Raw genomic sequence first — 25,134 nt, 5'->3', positions numbered from 1 at the left:
TCTATGAATTTCCAAAATCGTCTAGCAAAAGTTAAAAAAATTCTTCATGATTCTAACCTTGAAGCTTTTCTTGTCGAGGATCCTACCAACCTTTACTATTTGACAGGGTTAGTCTTATCTGCGGGAAAGCTGCTTATTAAAACTAAAAGCCATTCTGCTCTTTTTGTGGATAATCGTTACTATGAATATTGTAAAAATCAAGCACCTGTGCCTGTTTATTTAAGTGATAAAACTTCTTTAGAAAGCGTGCTAGAAGGAATTAGTACGCTAGCCTTTGATGGCGAGACGATCTCCTATCAAACCTATGTAAGCATGCAAGAGAAGTTTAAAAATCTTAAATTGGTTTCTTTAAGTCACTCCCTTCAAAAAATTCGTGCTCTAAAAGATGCACAGGAAATAGCTATTCTTCAAGAGGCCGCCCAACTGGGAATGCAAGGATATGAATATATTAAAAGCCTTCTAAAAGAGGGGGTAAGAGAAGACCAATTGGCTGCCGAATTAGAGATTTTTTGGAAAAAAAAGAGAGCTCAGGGAGTAGCTTTTGATCCTATTATCGCTTTCGGAGCTAATAGTGCTTTACCTCATTATCGCCCAGCAGAGACAAAGTTAAGGGAAGGCATGACGGTGCTGTTTGATGTAGGCGTGAAATGGAAAGGTTACCACTCGGATTTATCTCGTACACTTTTTTGGGGTGAGCCGCCTGCTATCATGCGGAAAGTTTATGCAATTGTAGAAAAAGCTCAGCAACGAGCTATGGCGCTTTGTAAGCCTGGAATAACTTTAGGAGAATTAGATCGGGCAGCTAGGGATTACATCTCAGCGTGCGGTTATGGAGAGCATTTTTTACATAGCTTAGGCCACGGGGTAGGATTAGAAATCCATGAGTGGCCTTCGATCCGTGATAAAGAACCTTATCAGCAGCTACCGCTGCAAGAAGGGATGGTCATCACTATAGAACCTGGCATCTATCTTCCTGGTGTAGGAGGTGTGCGTATTGAAGACACCCTCCTAATTACTTCTACCGGCTATCAAGTCCTAGGCTCGTGAGGAGGCACGGGGTTCGATTCTTAAAGATTGGGCATATATATCCTTCTCGAATTGGTTTTTATCTGTTGGGGGTTGAAAGTACCAATCGCTTTCCTTTACCCCTGCTGATTTATCTTTGCTTGAGGGATGAGAAGTCTGTAATTTTGTAAGGTCATTGATTAAAGAATCTAACTTTTTTTCGTCCGTTTTTACATTCTCTTCAGCAACTTTGCTGTTTCTATCATTTTTTAGCTTGAATTTCTCCAGCATTCCCTCTAAATCCAGGGAGGAATTTTTCGAGTAAATTTCTTTGGCCACATGATAAAGCCACTCTGCAATCTCAATTTCTTTTTCTAAATTTTCTTTACTAAATTGTTCTTCAGAAGCAATAGCTTGGCCTGATTTTTCAGCTTGCTGGATTCTTTCGTTTATATCTTGTAGTTGTTGGTTTAGATAAGCTTTATGAGTTTCATAAGAAATGCCTGCTTTTTGCAACTGAATGTAATCGCCAAATTTTTCTACTTTTAAAGCATAGGAAAGTTCTAAACTTGCGTCACTCTTTTTATAAGAAAGTTTTAAAGAAGAAACGTTATTCAATTTAGCCTCATTAATTTCTTTGCTGATGCTTTCTATCTGTTTGTTTAGATTATTAATTTCGGCGGTTAATCCTTCTGGCGCTTCTTTAAATGAAGAAATGTATTTATCAATTTGGCGTGTTTCATTTAAATCTGCTTTAGACTTCATATATTTCTCTCCATCTAAAACAATTCTTGATAAGACCGTATGGATCATGGGAACGATGGATAAACTAGGGTTTTCCTCAGCAAATTCCATAGTTTTATTTAAAGAAAAGTAATTAGGATTGGAGAAGCTTTTTTCCAAATTTGCATATATATTCTTTGTTTGCCGTGGAAGGGCGGCAAAAGTTTTATGCAGCCGCTGCACACTTCCTTGATTTAATCCTAAAAAAATTGCCTGGGCAGTGGCAAAATCGCCATTTTTAAAAGCTTGATCGGCAATGCGAACATACAAATCAACCGCTTTAACACGCTCCCCTAAATTGTCTGTGTTAACAATTTTTGAGGTTGTAGAATTGCTGATCATATTTGACAACTTCACCCACTGATTTATATGGGGGCAAATCTCTGCATATTCTGATTTTTCTCTTGCACTCTCATTCTTTAAAAGTTCTTCTTTCGTTATATTTTTAAAAATATCTGCAAACAATTCTTTAGTTTGTGCAGCCCTTTCCTCCACCATCATGCGATTGGCTTCAGTGCTTTTAAAGGGGGCAGAGATTGTATGGCGGATGTTTTTTAAGGTGGCACTATTATCAATCTTGGCTTGCAGGCTACTTTTTACTTCGCTTGCCTTGCTTTGCGCTTTTTTAAAATATTGCACATTTTTATCTTTTAAACGCTCAGAAGCTACCTTGAAATTTTTAGAAAATTCTTCTCTTCTTTCTGAGGAGGTTACCTCTCTAAACGAGGAGACAGTAGATTGCTTGACCTTAAGGGCTGTCGTTTTTATGGAGCGAACAGAAGTTTCTTTAAACGTTGTCACTTTGTGGTTTAGCAGCGATTTAATTTCGCCTAATTTTTCTGCTGATCTATCTTTGTAGTCTCTAGCTTTTTCTTTAGCTTTTTGGATACCTTCTCGCGCATTAAAAAAAGCTTCTTGTCTTTGTTCTTTGTTTGTTAATCTTTTACTTTCTTCAAAGGTTTTCTTAGCAATAGAACTTATCTTGATGTTTGCAGTTTGAACAAGGGAGCTAGCTTTATCTAAAGTAAAAGGAATAATTCGATGGGCTTTAAGCTCGGAAGGGGTTGCTTCTGTTGATTGAGAAAGAGTTTTTCCTAAGGGAATAGACTCTAAGGAATTTTTTTGGCTATATATATGTCCAGTAGGAGAAACTTTTGGTTGGCCAGGAATAGCTGGCAAAGGTTTATTAGGAGGTAAGGGTCTAGCTGCTGAGGGAGTTGTTGCGAAATCGGAAGGAGAAAAAGGCTTGTTGGCTATAGAAGACATTTGCATACCTCATAATTAAAATCCTACTAATAGTTATTATAATATAATTATTAATTATTATTTAATTATAAATGCAAATAAAGCTTGTAAGTGAAGTGTTAATTAACAATTGTAAGCTGCAAGTTCTTAACTTTAAGCTTATTTTTTTTATTCCCTTAAAAAATTAAAAATTTACATTTTATCTAAATCTTTAAAAGGGTAAATATATTTTACGGGCAGCTTAAGCTTGTTATAAGGGTGAAAAAGGGGCGAATTTTAAACCGGACTAGGCCTAAAATGAACAATTTAGCATCCAATGGCCTCTTCAAGAATTTTACGATAAAATATATCATCAATAAAAAGCTGTTCTTATATTAATCTTATCCTATTAAAAACAGGGTTTTTAAATTTTCATGCTAAGCTTTAGACAAAAGATATTTTTTTCCTATCTCGTTGTATTTCTAGCCTTTCTTGCGGGTTTATATCCTTTTGCTACCCGTACAGTTCAGAAGATTGCTACCCAAGCTATGTATGATAGCTCTCAAGCTTTAATTGAAAAAATTCAGACAGCTCCTAATGATGAAGCTTTAATACGCCGTTTAAAAGAGCAAAAAGCTTTATTTTTTTTTCGTATTAGTGTCGTCAATAATGAGCGCAAGGTCTTGTATGATTCTCATACCAAAAGAATTTTAGGCCTGCGCTTTAACCAAGAATATATTGTGGAACATCCTGAAGTTTTAGAGGCTTTTAGAATCGGGCGTGGATATCATGAGGATTATTCGGAGCTATTAGGGCAAAAATTTGCCTATCTAGCGATTACTTTTGATTTCCATGGTAAGCCATATGTCTTACGTACAGCTTTTCCTTATAAGTATGTGACGGAGCTAACGCATGATTTTGAAAGAGGCGTAATTGCTTTGGCTGCAGCCATTCTTATGCTTTTTAGCTTGATGACCTGGTTTATTATTAATCATTTAACCAGTCCTATTCACCAAATTATCAAAGCAATCAATCCTTACCAGCAGGGAGAAACCCATGTGGTGCCTTTAATTGAATTAAATAGCCTTAGCAAAACAGATGAGTTTATCAAGTTGGCCGGCACTTTAAACTCTCTTTCCATAAGGGTTCAAAGCCATATCGCTAATCTTATACAGGAGCGAAATGAAAAAGAGGCTATTCTTGAATCGTTAGGAGAGGGGGTGATAGCAGTCGATGTCCATAGGGTGATCACTTATGCAAATAATATGGCTTGTAAATTGTTAGAAAATAATCGCCTAGTAGGTAGGTCTTTTAGCGATCTTTCTGATGAAATTCAACATGCTCAAACATTCCAAGCTCTTTTGCTCAATTGCCAAGCTCAAAATAAAGTGCTCACAGATGCTGTGCAAATTAAGCATGCTTCCCAACGATTATATTTAGATCTAGTAGCTGCTCCTAAAAAGGAGAATAGTGGCGCTATTGTCGTACTTCAGGATATGACTGCCCACTACAAACTTTTAGATATGCGTAAAGACTTTATTGCTAACGCTTCTCATGAGTTAAAGACCCCTATTACCATTATTCGGGGTTTTGCTGAAACTTTACATGATAATCCCGGTTTGCCACCCGAAACTTTTAAAGAAGTCACCTCCAAGATTGTAAGCAACTGTTTAAGAATGAATAATCTTATTAAAGATCTTTTAACCTTGACAGATGTGGAAAATTTACCCGAATCGCGTCTCATTCAGTGTGATGTGCATGAAATTATTAAAAATTGCTGCGAATCGGTTAAAGAGGTGCATCGCCATGCTCAAATTATGATTGAAAGGCCTAGTGATCAAGAGATGACTCTTGAAGCAGATCCTCATCTATTAGAACATGCCTTTATTAATCTTATCGATAATGCTGCTAAATATTCGGTTGCCCCTCCCCAAATCACCATTTATCTTCAAGCCGAGGAAGACAAAATTATAGTAAAAGTTGCCGATAAGGGCATCGGGATTCCTGCTACCGATCTGGAACATATCTTTCAACGTTTTTATACAGTGGATAAGGCTCATTCTAGAAAAATGGGAGGCTCTGGCTTAGGGTTATCTATCGTAGAGACCATTGTAGAAAAGCATTTTGGCCATATTGCTGTTCAGTCAGAAATCGGCGTAGGAACGGTTTTTACCGTTAAGTTGCCTATTAATCGGCACCTACTATCCCCTTTAAAGCATGGGTAGTTAAAACAAACCTGTTGTGGTATTTTATTAAAGCGAATTTATATCTGTTAACGACCTTCTCTCTTTACCCTTTTTTTACAATCCCTTATATGTATTAACAACACTTTTAACAAAAGACAAACAATGCTGTTGACAGATATTTCAGCTTTAGCCGCTACTATAGGTAAAGCTAATGAAAAGTTTATGCTTGCCCGCCAAGAGATGGGCAAAGCTATCGTGGGGCAACACGAAATGGTTAACTACTTGCTGATAGCTCTTTTAGCTAATGGCCACGTGCTCTTAGAAGGCCTGCCTGGCTTAGCAAAGACTTTAGCTGTCACTACTTTAGCGAAAGTAGTTAATTGTGAATATAAACGCATACAATTTACCCCAGACCTTTTACCTGCCGATTTAGTGGGTACTTCAATCTACAACTTTAAGGAAGAATCTTTCTCCGTTAGCAAAGGCCCAGCTTTTACGCATATCTTATTGGCAGATGAGATTAACCGTGCGCCAGCAAAAGTGCAATCGGCTCTTTTAGAGGTGATGCAAGAGCGTCAAATCACTCTTAACGGTCAAACTTTTCATTTGCCAGAGCCTTATCTGGTGCTGGCTACAGAAAATCCTATTGAACAAGAAGGGACTTATCCTTTACCTGAAGCGCAAACGGATAGATTTATGTTAAAAGTTACCATGGATTATCCCTCCAAAGAAGAGGAAAAAGAAATTTTAAAACGCATGGCAAATTTAGGTTCTTCCATAAAAGTTAAGCCCATATTAACGATAGAAGAAATTCTTAACGCTCGTAAAATAATTAATGAAATTTATATGGATGATAAGATTACCAACTATATCTTAGATCTAATTTTTGCTACCCGCTACCCTAGCCAATATGGCCTTGATCTTCAATCTTTATTGCTCAACGGCGCTTCGCCACGGGCAAGTATTGCTCTTTGCGTTGCTTGCAAGGCTAATGCTTTCCTTGAAGGCCGCGCTTATGTGGTGCCTCAAGATATTAAAAAAATTGCCCCTGCAGTCTTAAGACACCGTTTACGCCGTTCTTATGAGGCAGAAGCCGAGGATGTGTCCACTGATGAAATGATTGAGCGCATTCTAAAAACTGTTCCTGTACCTTAAGCTTGTTAGTAGCCCATGGTTGAGTTTAACGTAGCTCTTTATAAGAAAATTTATCGTCTTCAAATCCAAACGACTCAGCTAGCTAATGATCTGCTGGCAGGAGCCTATCGCTCGGCTTTCAAAGGGCAAGGTATGGAATTTGAAGAAGTGCGCGAGTATCAGGCAGAGGATGATGTTCGTTCGATCGATTGGAATGTTACCGCCCGCATGAATCGTCCTTTTGTTAAAAGCTTTCGCGAAGAGCGAGAGCTGACTGTCATGCTCTTGGTGGATATATCGGCTTCTACGCGCTATGGTAGCACTTCTTCTTTTAAAAATGATTTAATCGCAGAAATTAGTGCTTTGCTAGCCTTCTCAGCTATTAAAAATAATGATAAAATAGGGCTTATTCTTTTCTCCAATCGAGTAGAGAGATATCTGCCTCCCGCTAAGGGAACGCGGCATGTTTTACGCCTAATCCGTGAAATTTTAGCTTTCAAACCTAAAGAGCATGGAACTGATTTGGCTGCTGCCCTGGCCTATTTAGGGAAGATTCAAAGGCGGCCAGCTGTCTGCTTTTTGCTCACCGACTTTATATGTCCTAAGCCTTATGCCCATGAGTTGGCTCTAGCAGCTAGGCGGCACGACTTAATTGCTCTAGCTCTAATAGATGCTTATGAAATTTCTTTCCCTTCTTTTGGATTAATCCACTTAACTGATTTAGAAACAGGCACTAGCTTTACAGTAGATAGCTCTAGTAAACTTTTCCAGAAACAATTTGCTTATCAGGCTAAGGCTCGAGTAGAATCTTATCGTACTCTATTAATAAAAAACGGGGTAGGTTTAGTAGAACTAGATACCGATCAACCTTATGCATCTCTTTTACGTAAATTTTTTAGAATGCGCGCGAGGAAAAGGCGATGAACGGCTGGTTTTTTTTGTGGGTGCTGCTAGGCTTTTTCTCTCCCTTTGTTCAAGGCAGAGCTGACGAAAGCGGATTTAAGGTAGTGATCACGCCTTCGGCTTCAACCCTTTCTATTAATGATTTTCTTACAGTCAATCTAGAATTAACTTTTCCGGCTGGATATCAGCTCGATTTAAAAAAACTGCAGCAGAATCTTCTTAGAAGCAGCAGCTTTTATGAGCATCCTTTTGCTCTCGTGGAGATGAAAACAGAAAATCCTCAAGAACATGCTAAAGGAATATTTTCTCAAGAAATTGTGTGTGTATTACGGCCGCTACGCTTGGGAGAGCTATTCCTTACTTTTTACGATATCGATTTTATAGCAGAAAAGAAGAAGGCTCCTTTAAAAAAGATTGTAAGCGAGCTTTATCTTATTAAGGTCACCGCCCCAGAAATAGCTTCCCAAAACCCCGAAGATTTTGCATCTTTGCTGACTTTTGAAAAGAAACTTCCTATGGAACTAAGTGAGGAAAATCAAAAGCTTTTATGGAATAATCCTTCCTTGCAAAAGCAAGAGGTCGAAAGGAATGTAAAGCAAATGCATGAGAAGCAGCTACCATGGATACAAATAGGATGCTTTGTCCTCATCAGCTTCTATCTTTGCTTTTTCCTAAAATCTTTTTCTGTTAAAAAGCCTTTAACATCTAAACAATTAGCAAAGATTGCAAAGAAATTAGCTTTAGCAGAACTTAGGCAGCTGCGAAGTAGACAATTACCCGCTAAAGGGCTTTTTGACAATTTTTATGTGCATTTAACTGATACTTTAAGAGCTTATATTCAAAAAAAATATCATATTCCCGCAGCCACGCGCACAACTCCCGAATTTTTAGCAGAGATGGCCCAAAGTCGGTCTTTTTCCAGCTCCTTTCGTCAGCAGCTGGCACTCTTTCTTCAGCAGGCTGATAGAGTCAAATTCGAGCGTTACCATCCTCACATCGAAGAATGTGAGATTGCCTATAAATTAGCTATCCAATTTATCCAAGATGATGCTCTTTAATTTTTTTTATTTAAAATCTCCTCCCCTAGGGCTATTTTTATAAATTATCCTATAAATAGCAAAAGAAAAAAGCATTCAAAGAAGCTTAAAATCAGAGAATGTTTGCAGAAAAGTCAAGGAATGTGTAATAATTTCGACTTGCGATTTATCATAAGGATAATCGTACCTGCAAATCGTTTTAGGAGAACCAATGGCTCGTTACACAGGTAATAAAAACCGCGTTGCCCGACGTTTCGGTGCAAATATTTTCGGCCGCACACGCAACCCTTTGCTGCATAAACCCAATCCCCCTGGTATGCACGGAGCGCGCCGCCGTAAAAAATCAGATTATGGCTTACAACTCGAAGAGAAGCAAAAACTTAAAGCTATCTACGGTATGCTTAGTGAAAAGCAGCTCGTTGCTTATTACAAGCATGCTTTTAACATGGCTGGTAACACTGCCCAGCACTTTGCAGAACTGCTAGAGTGTCGCTTGGATACGATTGTTTATCGCCTTAAACTTGCTTCCACTATTTTCGCTGCCCATCAGCTTGTTTCCCATGGTCATATTCTCGTGGATGGCAAAAAAGTTGACCGTCGCTCTTTCCAAGTACGACCTGGTATGGTGATTACTGTAAGAGAAAAGTCTCGGCCCATGAAAGCGATTCAACAGTCTTTAGATAATCCTTCTCGCTCTGTCCCTGATTATCTTTCTTTTGATAAAGAAAACTTTGGTGGACAGCTGCTAGCGATGCCTACACCCGAGCAGATGCCTTGGCCCATTGAAATCAAATTGCATGAAATCTGTGACTTTTTAGCGCATTCTACCTAAAAGAGTTGGAATATAAAGTAATAAGCCCTGGTTTAAGTTGTCTTAGGCTAGGGTTTTTTTATTATTTCTTTTTGTTCTAGCAAACCTTTTTGCTTCCAAGCTTCGGGATCTATTCTTTATTCTTAAGCTAAACTTTTTGATGCTCTTTTCAGCAAAAACATGTAACACGCCTTCCATTTAATCCCTCCCATTTTTTAGATAGCCTAAGCTAATGGGAAGGTAATAATTGCTTTCTTACAAACATGGTAGGTGCATTATTAAATTGATAAAAAAGCAACATTCTTTATTTATTGTTTATCTTTCAATCGGTTGCAATTCATGCTTTTTTTAAATATAAATTTGCCAAGTAATTATTATAAATGAGAATGCCTAGGATAATAAAAGAGAGCCGTGGTTAAAACGATTATAACTTGTCAAAATTTTTATGAAGCATGTGCTTCATCTGCCTATTGCGTACAAGAGAGGCGAAGAAAAGAAATTTAAGGGGCAGTCTGGAAAACTTCCACAGCCTATATTTTGGATCATTTAAAGCTATCTTAGTAGGAAGGGTTGTTAGTTGATTATCCTTTAAAGACATCCTTTTTATCTTATAGCTGTCTTATTTTTGCATAAAATGTAATCAAGAATTAAGAGGACTTTCGCTTCGATGGATCTTTAAAATATCGTCAACTTGCAAAAGGTAGCTTGCTCCCACTAGACTGAACAAGAAAGTGAGCGCTTGTAGAGCGAATAGACTAAGCTGCTGTAGCGAGCTTCTAGTTTGTAAGAATACACTTTCTTTTCCTAGCATCCATGAACTTTCAGCCAACCAATAATGAGAAAAAGTCAAACTTGCAAGCATGGCAAGTAAGCTTACGCAGCTGATTTTCCAAATACTTGTTTTTAGCTTAGGGGAGAAAACATAACCACTTTTTTCTTCTAGCTTGTATAGCAGCAGAAACATATTCATCCATGCACTAATGCTTGTTGCTAAAGCTACGCTAGCAGCACCCCTTTCAAAAACAAAAACAAGCAAAAGATTGAGTATCAAATTTAACAAAATAGAAGCTATAGAGATTTGCGTAGGGATTTTATAGCTATCCTGCGCATAGAAAGCAGGGACTAAAATAAGCACGAGCGACATAGGAAATAAGCCTAATCCATAAGCCCCTAAGCATAGAGCCGTATTAGCAACGGCTAGCTGATTAAAGCCTCCATGTCCATAGATGAGGGTAATGCTGCTAGTGCCTAAGGCAAAAATAGCTGTGCTAATGGGTAGCATTAACGCTACACTTTTGCGTAGGGAAAAGTCTAAGAATTTGTTAAACAGCTGTTTATCGCCATTTTTAATGGCTCGAGCAAGAGGAGGTAGGGTAGCTGCCGCGATAGCTAGGCTAAATAGAGCTAAAGGAAGCTGTTGAAGGCGCATAGCATACCATAGGTAAGCAGGTCCTGCAGCATCTGCATAGCGTGCAAAAACAGCATCTAAAGCATTATTGATTTGCGCAGCGCCTACACCAATGATTCCCAGACTTAAAGGACTTAATAAGGAAAGTATATCCTGGGAAAAAATATTTTTAAAGGGGCTTGCAAAATTTCTTCCTAGAGCTTTTAAGCAGTGCTTAGTCTGATGCAGCGTAACAGTCCATTGAGCTAGACAGGCTAGATTCACAAAGAGAGTTAACCAACGCATAGCTTCTTTAGAAGGTAGGTTTTTTAGACATAAAATCCCTACAATCCATAAAAGATTAAAAGCTACAGGCGCTACACCTGCCGTAAAAAAGCTTTTCTCACACTGTAACAAGGAAGCATTGATACCATACAGGCAAATGAAAATGAGACTTGGCATCATTAATAGGGTTAGCTGAGCAATTTCAGCATTTCCTTCCTCTAGGTTGGCCCACATAAGAACGCCCCAAAGCAGGGCCATGGTTAGAATCACAAGGATAGAGAGAAGGATACTTAAAGCTAACGTTAAACTGCGAAAAAAAGCAGCCGCTCTTTGAGGGTCTTGATGGCGTAGTTTTTCAAATTGGGGAATAAAAGCACTTTGCAAAGCTCCTTCGCCTAAAAGCCGACGCAGCAGATGAGATAAGCGGAAAGCGACTAAAAAAGCTGCTATGGATGGTTGCGTGCCAAAAGCAGAAGCCATAGTTATATCTCTTACCATACCCGCCATACGGCTTAGCATCGTTCCGCTAAAAAAACGCTTTGCTGAACGGATAATGCTATGGGTAGAATCTGTCATGGCCCTATTCGTTTGGGTTAAAGAAAAATATCATTGATAAATAAACAAAAGAAAGCAAGGGTAGATTGAGGGTTACGCATGCATAAAGAAGCGCGTTTCTTAATTAGAGCTCTTTTTCATAGGGTTAAAATAGCTCAAGCTATTTTAAACAGCAAGCTAGCTTTTCTTTAAATTTAGAACCTACAGTTGCTGCTACTTTTCTTGTCAACAACCAGCTGGGCTGTTATGATGGCGTGCTTATAAAATTGGAAAGAAGGGGAGAGTCGATGACAACAAAAGCTGAAAATCTTCTCATAGGAGCTCATACTTCGGCAGCTGGGGGAGTACAGAATGCTTTATATGAGGGACAAGAGATAGGAGCGACTACTATTCAGCTCTTTACCAGTAATCAAAGACAATGGAATGCAAAACCTTTAATGCCAGAGGTGATCGATGCTTGGTATGCGGCACTTAAAGAAACTCATTTGCAAAAAATTATGAGCCATGCTAGCTATATGATTAACCTGGGGGCACCGGATCCAGAAAATTTGAGAAAAAGTCGTGAAGCTTTTGGCCTTGAGATCGAGCGTTGTTTAAAGCTAAGTATTTCTTTTTTAAATTTTCATCCCGGTGCCGCGATTGATAGAGACCCTCAAGAATGCTTAGACAGAATTGTGGAAAGCTTGTTAACTTATGAGTCTCTTCTCCAAAGGGGGGATACTCGCTTACTTTTAGAAAATACTGCAGGGCAAGGGTCGGCAGTTGGCTGGCGTTTTGAGGAGCTAGCCTATATTATAGACAAAGTAGAAAATCGCCTGCCTATAGGTGTCTGCCTAGATACTTGCCACCTTTTTGCTGCCGGTTATGATTTGAGTTCGACTTTAGCTTGTGAGGAAACGTTTAAAAAATTTGATCAATTGGTGGGTTTTAAACATCTATATGCCTTTCACCTTAACGATTCACTTAAAGGTTTAGGCTCCCGTGTAGATCGGCATCAATATCTGGGTAAAGGACTGATTGGCATAGATTGCTTTAAATTTTTAATGAATCATCCTCCAACTCAAGCGATGCCTAAATACCTTGAGACTCCCAAAGACCCCCTTATATGGAAGACTGAAATTCAAATGCTACGAGACTTTGTAAAATCATGAGGCTATTATTATGCGCATAAAAATTAGACAACTCAAATACCCGGCTTCTGGAGTTCCTTCATTATTAGGACAAGAGGTGACGATTAAAGGTTGGGTGCGAACGGTTCGCAATCAAAAAACTTTTTCCTTCGTTGAAGTTAACGATGGATCCACCCTCTCAAACTTTCAAGTTATTTTGAATCCAGATTTACCTGACTATGAGAAGATTCTTGGCCATCTATCTACCGGTGTATCGGTGGCTGTAACTGGCAAGATTGTAGAAAATCCTGGTAAAGATCAAGCCTGGGAAATGCAAGCTAAGTCTTTAACTATCATTGGTGCATGCGATCCAGAAACCTACCCTTTACAAAAAAAACGCCATTCGTTTGAATTTTTGCGATCGATTGCTCATCTTCGTCCTCGCACGAATACTTTAGGTGCTATCACTCGCTTAAGAAATAGCTTAGCCTTTGCTACCCACCTTTTTTATCAGCAAAAAGGCTTTTTATATTTACATACACCCATCATTACCGCCTCTGATTGCGAGGGGGCGGGAAAAATGTTTCGGGTTACAACAATGGAGCCTAGTGCTCATCCGCGTCTTCCTAATGGGCAGATCGACTACTCCCAAGACTTTTTTGGTAAGCCTGCTTATCTCACTGTTTCTGGCCAGCTCAATGGCGAAATTTACGCCTGCGCTTTATCGGATGTTTATACCTTTGGACCCACTTTTCGCGCTGAAAATTCTAATACCTCCCGTCATTTAGCAGAGTTTTGGATGATTGAGCCAGAAATGGCTTTTGCCGACATTAATGACAACATGGATAATGCAGAAGAGTATCTTAAATTTGTTCTTAAGTATGCTTTAGATAATTGCGCAGAGGATATGGAGTTTTTTGACAAGCATGTTTCTACGGGATTAATTGAACGTATGCAGCATGTCATTAATACCCCTTTTGAACGGGCCACCTATTCCTATGCGGTACGCATTCTTGAGAAATCAGGCAAAAATTTTGAGTATCCTGTGAAATGGGGTCTAGATTTGCAATCCGAGCATGAGCGTTATTTGGCAGAAGAATTTTTCGCCAAGCCTGTTATACTCACGGATTATCCTAAGCAGATTAAAGCTTTCTATATGCGTGATAATAGCGATAATAAGACAGTGGCAGCTATGGATGTTCTTGTACCTAAAATAGGGGAAATCATAGGTGGTAGCCAAAGAGAAGAGCGTTTAGATGTGCTAGAACACAAGCTTAAAGCAGGTGGCTTATCACCCGATGATTATTGGTGGTATCTTGAGCTACGTAAATATGGTACTGTCCCCCATGCCGGGTATGGCGTAGGATTTGAGCGTCTCATTCAGTTTGTCTCTGGCATGGATAATATACGGGATGTTATTCCTTTTCCTCGTTACCCTGGTAAAGCTGAATTTTAAAGTTTTCTAAAGCTGTTTACAAACCTTTGAAATAAAAAAATTTGTAAACAGCTCTAACTTTAGAATAGTGGTGTATAAAGCTTTTAGCTTTTTCTTTTTTCAGAAAGGTTCTTATGTTTATCATTAATGATTATGCAATCAAAAAATAAAATGCTCTGCTCAATCTGACCCGGGTTGTGTTGTAAGTAATAGGAGAGTAGGCGATAAGAGGGTTCTTTCACATTTAAAAACTATAAAATTTAATCTACTTAAACAAAAATATGGGCAAGCTAGGGAAAAAAATTCACTTACCGCCTACGTAATTAGCCCGCTTATAACCAAGCTTTGGTGTTGAGAGAAAGCCTAGCTTTATGATTCTAAGGATAAAGCCATCAAAGGATGAAGGAAAACATGGGCAAGAAGGGGGGCTCAAGAATTTTCTCCGCTGAATCCATCCTAGGCGTGTTGATGATCAAAGCTATTTATCATTTGCCTTTAAGGGCTTTTCTAAGAATTTTTTTGTTGCTGATTGCTCTGCTAGCTTTCAAGGCTGCCTGTTGCTTGTGATACCCTGATCTGTAAGGAATGCTAAAGAGCTTTGACAAGAAATTAACGGAGAGAAATTTCTACCAGCACGGCATTTAATTTAATTGCATAGCCTTTACAAGAAGATAAATTTATGTACAAACGTTTAGTAAGCTTTGTTAGAACTAGTGCCCCAAGTGATCTTAGTGGTTGCTAAAGCATTAAGTCAGTGTCTTTTACCTTTATTCCTAAAGAGAGTAAAGGGTATGTATGCTATTGCCCCCTTGAGTAACTATTAAATTATATTAATTTATAGAACTACTTGATGATATCTCTACAAAAAGGTGTTATTGTTTTCTTTTTAAGAAGATTTTTGTATGATAGAGGTATTAAAAATTAACCAACAATAGAGGGTTCATGCTAATAAATTCTTTATCTAGAGCTTGCTTATCTATTGATCGAGGCGCTGACTACATACCTATCGTCAGCACGGTGACTAATTTAGTCGATATCTTTCAAAAAGTTGTTGTTTTACCTTTTAAGCAAAAAGAGAATATATCCAAAAACGTCTATTACACTCACCTTGATCAAAAAAGCTTTAGACGGTGCTTAATTTTGTTAGTTCCTGTGCTAGGAAATATACTTGTAGGCATTTATGATGTAGTACGCAATAAGGAAAAGAAAGCTTTGTTAGCTAATGTTCAAAAGAATGGCTTAGCTCTTAAGGATGGTAGTGACACGCTTAAAAGCGATAGAGATGTCGTTCTTGCCGCTGTTCAGGAAAACGGTTTGGCACTTAAGTATGCTAGCAAACAGCTTCAAAACGATAAGAAAGTCGTGCTTGCCGCTATTCAGGAAAACGGTACGGCGCTTAAGTATGCTAGCAAACAGCTTCGAAACGACAATGAAACCGTGCTTGCCGCTATTCAGGAAAACGGTTCGGCGCTTAAGTATGCTAGCAAACAGCTTCGAAACGACAAGGAAGTCGTGCTTGCCGCTGTCCAGCGTAGTCACTTGGCGCTTAAGTATGCTAGCAAACAGCTCCGCAACGCTAGGGAAGTCGTGCTTGCCGCTGATAATCGAAAATGGCTGGGTACTTATAGGCTTTACCAACAGGCTTAAAAAATGCTAAGGAATTACTTCGTGTCACTTTTCAGCAAAAAAGTGGGATGTTTGGTGATATTAGCGCAGTGCTTGACATCGTTCTACGTTTTTCAGCATTTGATAGGCTTATAGCTTTTTAGGCAAGCCGATGCACTAAGAAACAGCTTACAAATGGAAGCGTTGAAAGATAAAGAAGATGGTATACTAAACTATCGATGAGGCAGAATTCCTAAAGAGAGGATTTATTTAAGGAGGTATGCTTTGCAAGAAGCTAGACCTCTAATGATAGATGCACGAATATCTCCCTTAAGCCATTTTAGAAATGTTGGCAAAAATAGACCTTACTGGCGGTAAAAGCCTCAAGCGAAAGGCCGTTACTATTATTATCAAATACAAATACCCCTAAGCATATGCAGGCAGCCACCCCTGTAGAGTTAAGCTGAATTTAATGCATTTATAGCCAGCATGGTAGCTGTTTATGCAAAGCTGGGAAGATTTACGCCAAGATTTATGTTTCTCATTAATTTTGCTCTGGCGTTAAAATATTTTACTAATTAAATATTGTTTAGGAAACGCTGCATTTTTTATGCAGGGAATTTATGTTGCGGGAAAAAAAAGTTTAGACATAATCTAAGATATAATTTTTTTATGAAAAACTTATGAATTATATCTACCACAATGCACCCCTAATCAAGCATATTCTTGAATCTCAAGATAGTATGTTTTTTTTATCCACAGCGTTATCTCATTTAAGGAAAAATCCCCCTCCCTTAGAAACAAAAGCTTATAGCAAAGAAGTTAGCTCTCCATCTACAAGAAATGTTGAATTAATCGATCGTTTAAAAGCTCGCATTGCAATTCGTAAGAAAAAACTAGTCCCTGTAAGCAGCTTATCACCTACAGAGGTTTGCACGATTTGCAAAAAAGCTGTTGATATATTGCAACAGTATCAGAAAGAGCGTTTATGCCCTTTATGTTTAAATAGAACCATTAAGAAAATGAGAATAGAAGATATTCTTAATTAAGAAGCAAAAGGGTGTATTGAGCTTTTTAAGGCAGCAAAAGCTTAGCTTATCCAACGCTCTACAATAGGAAAACAGCGGCCTGTTAAGAAGGCCTTCTCAGAAACACGTAAGGCAGGAGGTGACTGACGACGCTTGTATTCATTTTGGTGAATTTTTCGGATAAGCTCTTCTATTAATTTCAAAGGATAATCAAAATTTTTAGCAATACTTTCAGAGGACTGGCCCTCTTCTACGTAAGCTTGTAAAATATGATCGATTGTTTCATAAGGAGGAAGGGAGTCTTGATCGATCTGGTTAGGCCTTAGCTCCGCAGAAGGGGGCTTATCAAGCGTGCTTTGCGGAATGATGATCTGGTGGCGATTAATCCAGTGAGCTAGAGCATACACATCCCTTTTTAAGACATCGCCAAGAACTGCTAAAGCTCCACACATATCCCCATAAAGAGTGGAATAGCCCATTGCCAGTTCACTTTTATTTCCTGTGTTCAAAACCATAAACCCAAGTTTATTGGAAAGAGCCATGAGAAGCATCCCCCGTATCCGTGCTTGTAAATTTTCTTCCGTATGATCGATCGGTAGTGCTCTAAATTGGGGCTCTAATAATTCCAAATAGCTTTGAAAAGGTTTTTCAATGCAGATTTGCCGATAAGTGATGCCTAAGTTCTGTGCTAATGCTTGGGCATCATCTATGCTGCCAGGAGAGGAATAACGGGAGGGCATGCTGACTCCCATCACATTTTTAGCGCCCAATGCCTTTGCAGCAATACAAGCCACTACAGCCGAATCAATACCACCGGATAGTCCTAGGCATGCTTTCTGAAAGCCTGATTTGTGAAAATAATCTTTTAATCCTAGGATAAGAGCTCTATAAAGCTCTTCAGTAGCTACTTTGTTAGGATAAACAGGGGGAGATGAAGCGTTTAGATCTATTAGCAGCCAATCTTCTTCAAACCCTTTGGCGAGATGTACGAGTTCTCCCTTAGCATTTAGGTGTTGGCTGTAGCCATCAAAAATTAAGCTATCATTGGCTCCTACTTGATTACAGAAAATAAGGGGGCAACGTAATGCTTTAGCCGCTTCAGAACAGACTTTCATGCGATTAGCAAATTTGGAGAGGCTAAAAGGGGAGGCAGAGAGATTGAGCAAAAATTCCGGCTTTAAAGGAAGGAGCTCTTCAATAGGATTCCTATGATAAGAAGTTTCTGCAACAAGAGCGCTATGCTGCCAAATATCTTCGCACACAGTAATGCCAACCCTTTTACCCTTTAAATTCCATATTTTTATGCTTGTTGCAGGTTCAAAATAGCGTCTTTCATCAAAAACATCGTAGGTGGGTAGAAGAAATTTATCTTGAAATCCGACAATTTCCTGATTTTGAATAATTGCTGCGCTATTAAACAAGCGCTTTTCTCTACGATCAGGATTAGGTCGGGGAAGACCTACGATGGCGATAATGTCTATACAAGCTTTACGGATTTTGTCCAGCTGCAACAAAACTTGTTCCATGAAATGTGGGAGTAAAAGCAAATCTTGAGGTGGATAACCAGTTAGCGTCAATTCAGGGAATAAGATAAGATCTGCCGCTATCCTTTTACCATGGGCTATAGCCTGCAAAATTTTGTCAGTATTTTCTTTTAAAGCACCGATGGTAGGATTGATTTGCGCAGCAAGTATTTTCATTTTAATAGAATAGGGTGTTAGCTTCCAAAATCATCGAGAACAATGCTTTCACGAGGAACGCCATAATCCTCTAAAAGCTTAAGAACACTTTTATTATGCAAAGGAGGGCCACAGACATAGAACAAACATTCTTCGGGCGCTTCCATAAACTTTAACTGGCCTATTTCAAAAGCTTTAAAGAGGTAATTTGTTTTTACAGGATCATTAGCGGGCCAACCAGCTTCAAGATCACTAGGAAGAGGTTCAGAAAGAACTAAATGATAGTGAAAGTTGGAAAATTCTTTTTCTAGCTGTTCATAGGCAGCTTGATAAATATTTTCTTTTAAAGAGCGCGCTCCATACCATAGGGTTACCTTACGGTGCGTCTGTTCTGTCTTGAATAAATGCATGATGTGACTACGTCCAAATGATGAGCCAGCACCCCCGATAAGAAATATAAGTTCACGGTTATCTTGGATCATAAAGGATTCGCCATAAGGTCCTGAAAGCTTGATTTTATCCCCTGCTTTTAAATTAAACGTATAGCTAGAGCAGATTCCCCAAGGAGTTTTTTCTGCTAGCTTTCCAGCGATAAAAGGGGGAGTGGCAATGCGAATATTAAATCGTAAAGTTCGGCCTTCTGCCGGGTAGGAGGCCATAGAATAGGCGCGAATAACCTCTTCAGAACCTGTAGGTAGATAGCTAAAGTCAAGATAATGTCCTAATAACCCAAATTTTTCCCAGTCTTCATGGTATTGAGGATGCATGGTGTTTTTCCAGCTCTCTGTGTTCGCTTTGAAAGGAGGCACATGAAATTGCAAATATCCTCCTGAGCGATAAGGTACTTCTTCTCCTTCAGGAAGCTCTACGATTAATTCTTTAATAAAAGTGGCCACATTTTGATTGCTTATCACCGTGGCAGACCATTCTTTGACGCCAAGTGCATCAGCCTCAACATGCAGATGCAGATCGTTTTTGACTTTAGCTTGGCATGATAAGCGCCAACCCTCTTTCAATTGCTTCTTAGTAAAAGTGCCTTTGTCAGTCTCTAAAGGTTCATTAGCGCCTTCTAAAATTTGCACCCGGCATTGCTTGCAGGTTGCTTTGCCTCCGCAAGGAGAGGGAATCGGAATACCATTGGAGCTTAAAGCTAATAAAAGTGTACTTCCTCCGGCTACTGTTTTAGTGAGAGAAGGATCTTCGTTAACTTTAATGGTGCAAGCTTCACTGCTAACAAATTTAGCACGGGTAAATAAAATGATCCCCGCAAGACCGGTGCCGATTATGACAAAAGCTAGAATGGCATAGGTCACAAGAAAAATGTCGATGCCTCCTAGGGAAGCTATCGTGAAGTTAAATAATGAATCCATAAGGCTTACTCGCTTGGCTATTTTTAGGTATAGCTTGCATACTCATTTAACAGCAACTAATAAAACATCTCTCTTCAAGCAGAATAAAGAACTACTCTTCCCCTAAAAAAGGAAATTCTTTATGCTTTTCTTTTTTAAATCATACAATTTCATAGGGATTTAGACATGATCAAAAAGAATCTTGAAATTCATAGCGAAAATATTTTACCTATCATCAAAAAATGGCTCTACTCTGATAAAGATATTTTTGTTCGCGAGCTTGTTTCTAATGCTTGCGATGCTATTCGAAAAGTTAAAGTTTTACGTGAACAAGAACAGATACAAGCTAACGATGAAGACTTTAAAGTAGAAATTCAAATTGATAAGGATAGTAAGACTATAAAATTTATCGATAATGGCATTGGAATGGATGCCGAAGAGGTGCAAAAGTATATCGCACAGATTGCTTTTTCAGGAGCAGAAGAATTTGTCCATAAATATAAAACCAATGAAGAAAAAGATCAATTTATTGGCCATTTTGGATTAGGATTTTACTCAGCTTATATGGTAGCAAGTAAAGTAGAGATCAATACTCTTTCTTATAAAGAAGGCGCAGAGCCCGTTTTTTGGTCATGTGATGGCTCTTCTGAGTATACAATAGAAAAAGGCAGTCGCGCTACCCGAGGTACAGAGATTACGCTTTTCGTGGATAAAGATAATGAAGAGTATTTGGACGACTATCGCCTTAAGCAAGTGATGCTTCACTACTGTTCATTTTTACCTTATCCCGTCTATTTAGGCACCACCCATATTAATACCCAAGAACCTTTATGGATCAAAAATCCCGCTGATTGCACGCAGAAAGATTACCTAGATTTTTATCATCATCTTTACCCTATGGAAGAAGATCCTCTTTTTTGGGTGCATCTTAATGCCGATTATCCCTTTCACCTTAAAGGAATCCTTTACTTTCCCAAAGTGCGTAGAGATTACGACAATGAAAAAAATACGGTCAAATTATACTGTAGCCGGGTTTTTGTATCAGACAATTGCAAAGATGTAATTCCTAACTATCTGATGGCCTTGCGAGGAATCATTGATAGCCCTGACATTCCTTTAAACGTTTCACGTAGCTACTTGCAGGTTGATCGTACAGTCCGCCAGCTCTCAGGACATATTGCCAAAAAAGTATTTGATAGCCTGGCCACGCTTTATCGCAATGAAAGAGAGCGCTTTGTAGCAAGCTGGGAAGATATTTCTATTGTAGTCAAGCTAGGGATATTAGAAGACGATAAGCTATATGAGCGCGTAAAAGATTTTCTTATCTGGAAAACTGTTGAGGGCGAGTGGATTACCGCCCAGGAATATTTAGATCGCTATCGCGAAAAAACAGCAGAAAAGATCTATTATACAAAAGATGAACAGCATATGAGCTCCCTACAGGCTTTGTATAAAAATCAGGGAATAGGAATTCTATGTGCCAATCATCCGGTGGATGTTTATGTAATGCAACATTTAGAAAGGCAGCTAACTCCCGTTGTTTTCCAACGGGTAGATGCTGCTTTGGCTGAGCATATTGTTGATAAAGAGCGTGAAAAAACCATTCTAGATGCTAGCGGAAAAACTGAGGCCGCTAAGCTTGCCGATTTTATTCGTGCCAAATTAAAGGATGACAAAATCGAAGTAGAAGCTAAAAGCTTAGCTAGCAATGCCTTACCAGGTTTTATTCTGCAGGATGAAAATCAACGTCGTATGCGTGATTATATGGTAGCTATGAATCCTAAAGAAGGAGCCTCCCAGTTTGCGCATTTAGGTAAGAAAACCTTCGTAGTAAACACCAACAATGTTTTAATAAATGCCATTTACAAGCTAGAACCTAAAAATTCTGAGCTTGCGTCTGCATTAGTTAAAGAAGCTTATGAGTTGGCGCTTTTGTCTCAGCGCGAGATGGATCCTTCTTTACTAGAGGACTTTATTTCAAGGACAGTACATATTTTAGAAAAATTAGCGCAGGAAGTGACTCAGGAAGTGGGTCAGGAATAGCTATATGCAAACGTTCCTATTGGTCTTGAGCTGTTGCTTTATTTTTCTATTTCCATGTTCAATGTGGGCAGATGAGGAGATTTTGAGTATTTATTTAACTTGGCAACATCATCCCCAGTCGACCATGAATGTTTGCTGGATAACTCCTCAAGCGCAGACTCAGGATTTCATTGAATACCAGAGGGAAGGAGAAGAGGTATGGCATAGGGAGAAGAGCCAACATAGACCTATGCCCGCTCAGCTGCCTCATTTGATTCATCGTGTGGAGCTAGTAGATCTAATGCCATCTACTAGCTATCATTTTCGCCTAGGTGCAGATAAACACATTTACAAGTTTCGTACGATGCCAGCAGAATCCAATCTTCCTATCCGCTTTGTAGTAGGGGGGGATATGTATAATGGCTCTATGGAGATGATGGAGAAAACCAATCGAGCAGCCGCCGCTACCAATCCACTGTTTGTAGTGATTGGAGGAGATATAGCCTATAGTGCTGTGGGTGATCGTTCTATTCCTGAAAATCCGCAAAAATGGATAGATTGGTTACGCATTTGGAAGCAAACCATGGTAACTTCTGAAGGCTATCTTATTCCTATTGTTCCCTGCATTGGTAACCATGAAGTGCGAGGAGGCAACGGTAAGACACCGCAGGAGGCAGAATTCTTTTTTGCTCTTTTTCCTACTCTCAACCTTAAAAGCTACAAAGTCTTGGATTTCAGCTCTTACATGAGCTTGATCATCCTTGATTCTGGCCATGCGTATCCTGTCCGTGGAGCTCAGACTCTATGGCTCAAGCAAGTTCTAAGGCAACGCCGGCAGGTTCCCCATAAATTTGCAGTTTATCATATTCCTGCCTATCCCTCTTATCGATCCTACTATAATAAAACTAGCCGAGCAGTTCGCCGGCAGTGGGTCCCTTTATTCGAGCAGTATGGCCTTCATGTAGCTTTTGAAAATAATGATCATGCCTATAAGCGCACTCATCCTATCTGCAAAGGACGACCTCAAAAGCAAGGAGTTTTATATATAGGAGATGGTGCCTGGTCGGTAGCCAATATAAGAACCCCCAAAACACCGCGGCAAGCCTGGTATATTGCTAAATCATCTGCTACCCAGTTTTTTATTCTGGTGACAATAGATGGCAGCCATCGTCGTATACAAGCTTTCACACCAGCTGGCATGATAGTGGATGATGTGGTGCAAGAAGGCGTTAATAAATAGCTTGCTTGTTTTTGCTCGCTTTTTACGAAAATAAGCGTAATTGGAAAAAGAAAAGAACCCAAGATTTTCAATTGCAACGGGGTTTTAGAGATTAAAGAGCCTCTATATCGTTAAATTCACTTTATAGGTCACATAAGTAGTGCAGCGATGTAGATTTTCTTATTAAAAAAAACTGTAAAAATATTTATGAAAGTGTAGGAAAAGGAGAAAAGTTATTAGAGTTGCGGCCTATCAAAATCAAGAATAAAACCTGCTTCAATTGACGAATGTTCTCATAAAAGCACAATTAATATACAAGGGTAGAGGCGTGAGAAATTCTTTCTTTTTAGGGTGGCGTAAAGCTTTAAAAAACTTTAATCAAAGCGATAAAGGCATGGATTTTAAGATAGATAAATTCTTTATTATAAAAAAAATTTACCGAAAGAAGTTAAGAGCAGTGTTATCCTTCTTATGCTTTTATCTAGGATGGGCCAGCTTATTTAATTTGCATGGGACAGAACCGATAGCCGTTAAAAAAGGGACATTAATTGTTGATTATAAAACCGATCTGGAAGGGGATCGACTGGACCGCATTCGGTTTTGGTTAAAAGATGGCAACCATTCTCAAAAAATGTATCCTAAAGGCAATGCTTTTGTAGAAGATCGTAAGAATAGATCGCGGATAGTGGTCTTAGAAGACGTTACTCCAGGAGAATATACTTTAGAGTTTTTGATCCCCAATAAGGATGCTTTTTTTGAGGAGTCTTCTTTAAGGCATATCCATCTACAAGCTGGCGAGGTGGTAAAAGTGGACAAAACCTTTAAAAGGCGGCAAGTCAATTACTACAGTGCTAAACAGTTGCATGAGTGGAAGATCTGGTGGTCATTTCTCTCCAATTTAAGCCTCAAACCTATAACTTCTATGCATCATGCTTACAATCCAAGCCAGCAAGCAGGAGGCAAAGGAAGTTTATTGAATACGCATGCTGCTTTAAAAGGAAAAAATAGCTTCTATGCAAAGAAAGCAAGAGCGCTGCTTGTTTCTGGTTTCATTTCAGCCCCTATGCTTCCTGAGAAAACTAAATGAGCAGCAGAGCTAATGCATAAGCACTACAGTAGGATTTAGATCATACCTTTAAAGAAACTACATCTGCATAGCCAAAAAAGGAATTAACCTTTTTTCCAAGCTGGCTTCCACCATAAAAACAAGCTTTTTATTAAGTATATGATTACATAAATAGTTGTTCAAAAGTTTATTATTGAGACTTTTGAAATGCCGATGAGCATGAAATCAAGCTGCGGACCTTTAAAGAAAAAATTGGCAAAGCAGGTTGCAGTCTTTTGAGAAGAGGACTCCATAAGCTGAATACAGTATTAGCTGTGATGTACGACTTGCAAGTGCCTTTTGTTCATAGCTAGGTCAGATAAGATCTAAAGAGGGCGAAAAAGCCAAACAGGAAAATCTCTAAATGCTCTTAAGTTCACTTTGAATGAGAGTTTATTACTTGTCGAATACTTGTGCTATATCCCACATTCCGCAGGTTAATTTCCATTGGCCTATAATTTCTGAAATGAGGGTGGAGTCAACACATAAGTTTCTACTCATTAAATAGTTCGACCTGAATTAACCTTAAAAATTTCTTCATTGCATCCATTTTAGAAAGAAAAATTATGAATTTTCATTTAGCCCTAAGTTAAAAAACTGAAAATCCAAGTATTTTTGTTGATGAATATGAAAATTGGCTAAAAATTAAGGTTTTTAGAGCAGGAGGTAGCCTTCAAGATAGAGCGTTAAAGCAATTTAAAGAAGAAAATGAGTTTTTTTAGCCTGAATAAAGACGTTTGGGAGAATTTTGAGCGACTAGCCAATTGTAAATTAAACGCATGTTATGGCCAATTCCACATAAAATGGCGTTAAAACAATCTCCTAAACGGCCTTTAAGGTAATTACGTCCCAGTTTGCCATCATTCTTCATATGGCCTATATGAGGTTCTATGGCTTGGCGCCTTTTAAGTTGGGACTTAATCCAATGTGTAAGGCCTTTTCTTTGCCCAGAAATAAATATGGTTTTACCTTCTACTGTATGACCTCGATAGCCTTTATCTACAAATGCTACTTCAATATTCTTACCGCTGTTGTTTTGAGCATTTTTAATAGCTTCTTCAAGAGTGTGCCCATCGTACGGATTGCCATGAATGGCTCTAACATCCAAAGCTAACCCTTCTTGATGAGTGATGACTAGCGAAGTTTTGCAGCCAAATTCATATCTTTTTTCTACTTTACCTTTAGCAATACATTCCACATGGGGCTCATGCAAGCTATACACCTTAGGCGAATCGTTTCTTTTTTGGTTAAAAATACGTTTAATAGTGTCTAA

Annotated in this window: 18 protein-coding genes; 13 read left to right on the top strand and 5 right to left on the bottom strand. The window is 38.8% G+C overall.

Annotated elements, in window-relative coordinates; all coding sequences use genetic code 11:
- The first annotated feature begins 3 nt into the window (after positions 1-3).
- Positions 4-1,047 (top strand): Xaa-Pro peptidase family protein, encoded by a 1,044-nt coding sequence (locus NEOC84_RS08115; RefSeq protein ID WP_166157861.1) that lies wholly within the window; start codon positions 4-6, stop codon positions 1,045-1,047.
- Here the strand turns inward: NEOC84_RS08115 and NEOC84_RS08110 are convergent.
- A complete protein-coding gene (locus tag NEOC84_RS08110; protein WP_166157858.1) occupies positions 1,036-3,060 on the bottom strand; it encodes a RasGEF domain-containing protein in 2,025 nt (674 codons plus the stop codon). The genes NEOC84_RS08115 and NEOC84_RS08110 overlap by 12 nt on opposite strands.
- Before the next feature lie 386 nt (positions 3,061-3,446).
- On the opposite strand from NEOC84_RS08110, the gene NEOC84_RS08105 reads away from it, so the two are divergent.
- The 5 genes from NEOC84_RS08105 to rpsD all read left to right on the top strand — a co-directional run bounded on the left by NEOC84_RS08105 (position 3,447) and on the right by rpsD (position 9,104).
- On the top strand, positions 3,447-5,237 hold the full coding sequence (locus tag NEOC84_RS08105; protein ID WP_166157855.1) for an ATP-binding protein: 1,791 nt from the start codon (positions 3,447-3,449) through the stop codon (positions 5,235-5,237).
- A gap of 123 nt (positions 5,238-5,360) precedes the next feature.
- A complete protein-coding gene (locus NEOC84_RS08100; protein ID WP_207391838.1) occupies positions 5,361-6,353 on the top strand; it encodes a MoxR family ATPase in 993 nt (330 codons plus the stop codon).
- 15 nt (positions 6,354-6,368) lie between these two features.
- Complete coding sequence (locus tag NEOC84_RS08095; protein ID WP_166157852.1) at positions 6,369-7,256, top strand: DUF58 domain-containing protein; 888 nt, start codon at positions 6,369-6,371, stop codon at positions 7,254-7,256.
- Positions 7,253-8,293, top strand: coding sequence for a hypothetical protein (locus tag NEOC84_RS08090; RefSeq protein WP_166157849.1), 1,041 nt, complete (start codon positions 7,253-7,255; stop codon positions 8,291-8,293). Before NEOC84_RS08095 ends, NEOC84_RS08090 begins: the two co-directional genes overlap by 4 nt.
- Before the next feature lie 190 nt (positions 8,294-8,483).
- Positions 8,484-9,104 carry a 30S ribosomal protein S4 gene (gene rpsD, locus NEOC84_RS08085; RefSeq protein ID WP_166157846.1) on the top strand — a complete coding sequence of 207 codons (621 nt, stop codon included), beginning with the start codon at positions 8,484-8,486 and terminating at the stop codon, positions 9,102-9,104.
- Positions 9,105-9,723: 619 nt separating this feature from the next.
- Here the strand turns inward: rpsD and murJ are convergent.
- On the bottom strand, positions 9,724-11,331 hold the full coding sequence (gene murJ / locus NEOC84_RS08080; RefSeq protein ID WP_166157843.1) for a murein biosynthesis integral membrane protein MurJ: 1,608 nt from the start codon (positions 11,329-11,331) through the stop codon (positions 9,724-9,726).
- Between the two features lie 266 nt (positions 11,332-11,597).
- Here murJ and NEOC84_RS08075 point away from each other — a divergent pair, with 266 nt between their 5' ends.
- The 4 genes from NEOC84_RS08075 (at position 11,598) to NEOC84_RS08055 (ending at position 16,508) form a co-directional block, all read left to right on the top strand.
- Entirely contained in the window at positions 11,598-12,461 is an 864-nt protein-coding gene (locus NEOC84_RS08075) for a deoxyribonuclease IV (protein WP_166157840.1), read from the top strand.
- 10 nt (positions 12,462-12,471) lie between these two features.
- Positions 12,472-13,875: an asparagine--tRNA ligase gene (asnS, locus tag NEOC84_RS08070; RefSeq protein ID WP_166157837.1), complete on the top strand. Its 1,404-nt coding sequence runs from the start codon at positions 12,472-12,474 to the stop codon at positions 13,873-13,875.
- Positions 13,876-14,796: 921 nt separating this feature from the next.
- Positions 14,797-15,501 carry a DUF4116 domain-containing protein gene (locus NEOC84_RS08060; protein ID WP_166157831.1) on the top strand — a complete coding sequence of 235 codons (705 nt, stop codon included), beginning with the start codon at positions 14,797-14,799 and terminating at the stop codon, positions 15,499-15,501.
- A gap of 641 nt (positions 15,502-16,142) precedes the next feature.
- Positions 16,143-16,508 carry a hypothetical protein gene (locus NEOC84_RS08055; RefSeq protein WP_166157828.1) on the top strand — a complete coding sequence of 122 codons (366 nt, stop codon included), beginning with the start codon at positions 16,143-16,145 and terminating at the stop codon, positions 16,506-16,508.
- A 41-nt stretch (positions 16,509-16,549) separates the two neighbouring features.
- Here NEOC84_RS08055 and NEOC84_RS08050 read toward each other — a convergent pair whose 3' ends face one another.
- Positions 16,550-18,187, bottom strand: a complete 1,638-nt coding sequence (locus NEOC84_RS08050; protein WP_166157826.1) for an NAD+ synthase — start codon at positions 18,185-18,187, stop codon at positions 16,550-16,552.
- Between the two features lie 17 nt (positions 18,188-18,204).
- Positions 18,205-19,536, bottom strand: a complete 1,332-nt coding sequence (gene nqrF / locus NEOC84_RS08045; RefSeq protein WP_166157823.1) for an NADH:ubiquinone reductase (Na(+)-transporting) subunit F — start codon at positions 19,534-19,536, stop codon at positions 18,205-18,207.
- Between the two features lie 165 nt (positions 19,537-19,701).
- On the opposite strand from nqrF, the gene htpG reads away from it, so the two are divergent.
- From htpG to NEOC84_RS08030, 3 genes are all read left to right on the top strand, one after another.
- The gene (gene htpG, locus NEOC84_RS08040; protein ID WP_166157820.1) at positions 19,702-21,558 is read left to right on the top strand and encodes a molecular chaperone HtpG; all 1,857 of its coding nucleotides are present in this window, start codon (positions 19,702-19,704) and stop codon (positions 21,556-21,558) included.
- Positions 21,559-21,640: 82 nt separating this feature from the next.
- Complete coding sequence (locus NEOC84_RS08035; protein WP_166157814.1) at positions 21,641-22,777, top strand: metallophosphoesterase family protein; 1,137 nt, start codon at positions 21,641-21,643, stop codon at positions 22,775-22,777.
- A 436-nt stretch (positions 22,778-23,213) separates the two neighbouring features.
- Positions 23,214-23,843 (top strand): hypothetical protein, encoded by a 630-nt coding sequence (locus NEOC84_RS08030; protein WP_166157809.1) that lies wholly within the window; start codon positions 23,214-23,216, stop codon positions 23,841-23,843.
- Between the two features lie 736 nt (positions 23,844-24,579).
- Here NEOC84_RS08030 and NEOC84_RS08025 read toward each other — a convergent pair.
- Positions 24,580-25,134, bottom strand: a 555-nt coding sequence (locus tag NEOC84_RS08025; RefSeq protein WP_207391836.1) for a transposase, incomplete at its 5' end; no start/stop codon positions are given.

Origin of the sequence: Neochlamydia sp. AcF84 (assembly GCF_011087585.1) — a bacterium.
Taxonomy (GTDB): domain Bacteria; phylum Chlamydiota; class Chlamydiia; order Chlamydiales; family Parachlamydiaceae; genus Neochlamydia.
Note: the sequence above shows the minus strand (reverse complement) of the source record. Positions and strands in the feature narration are given on the sequence as shown.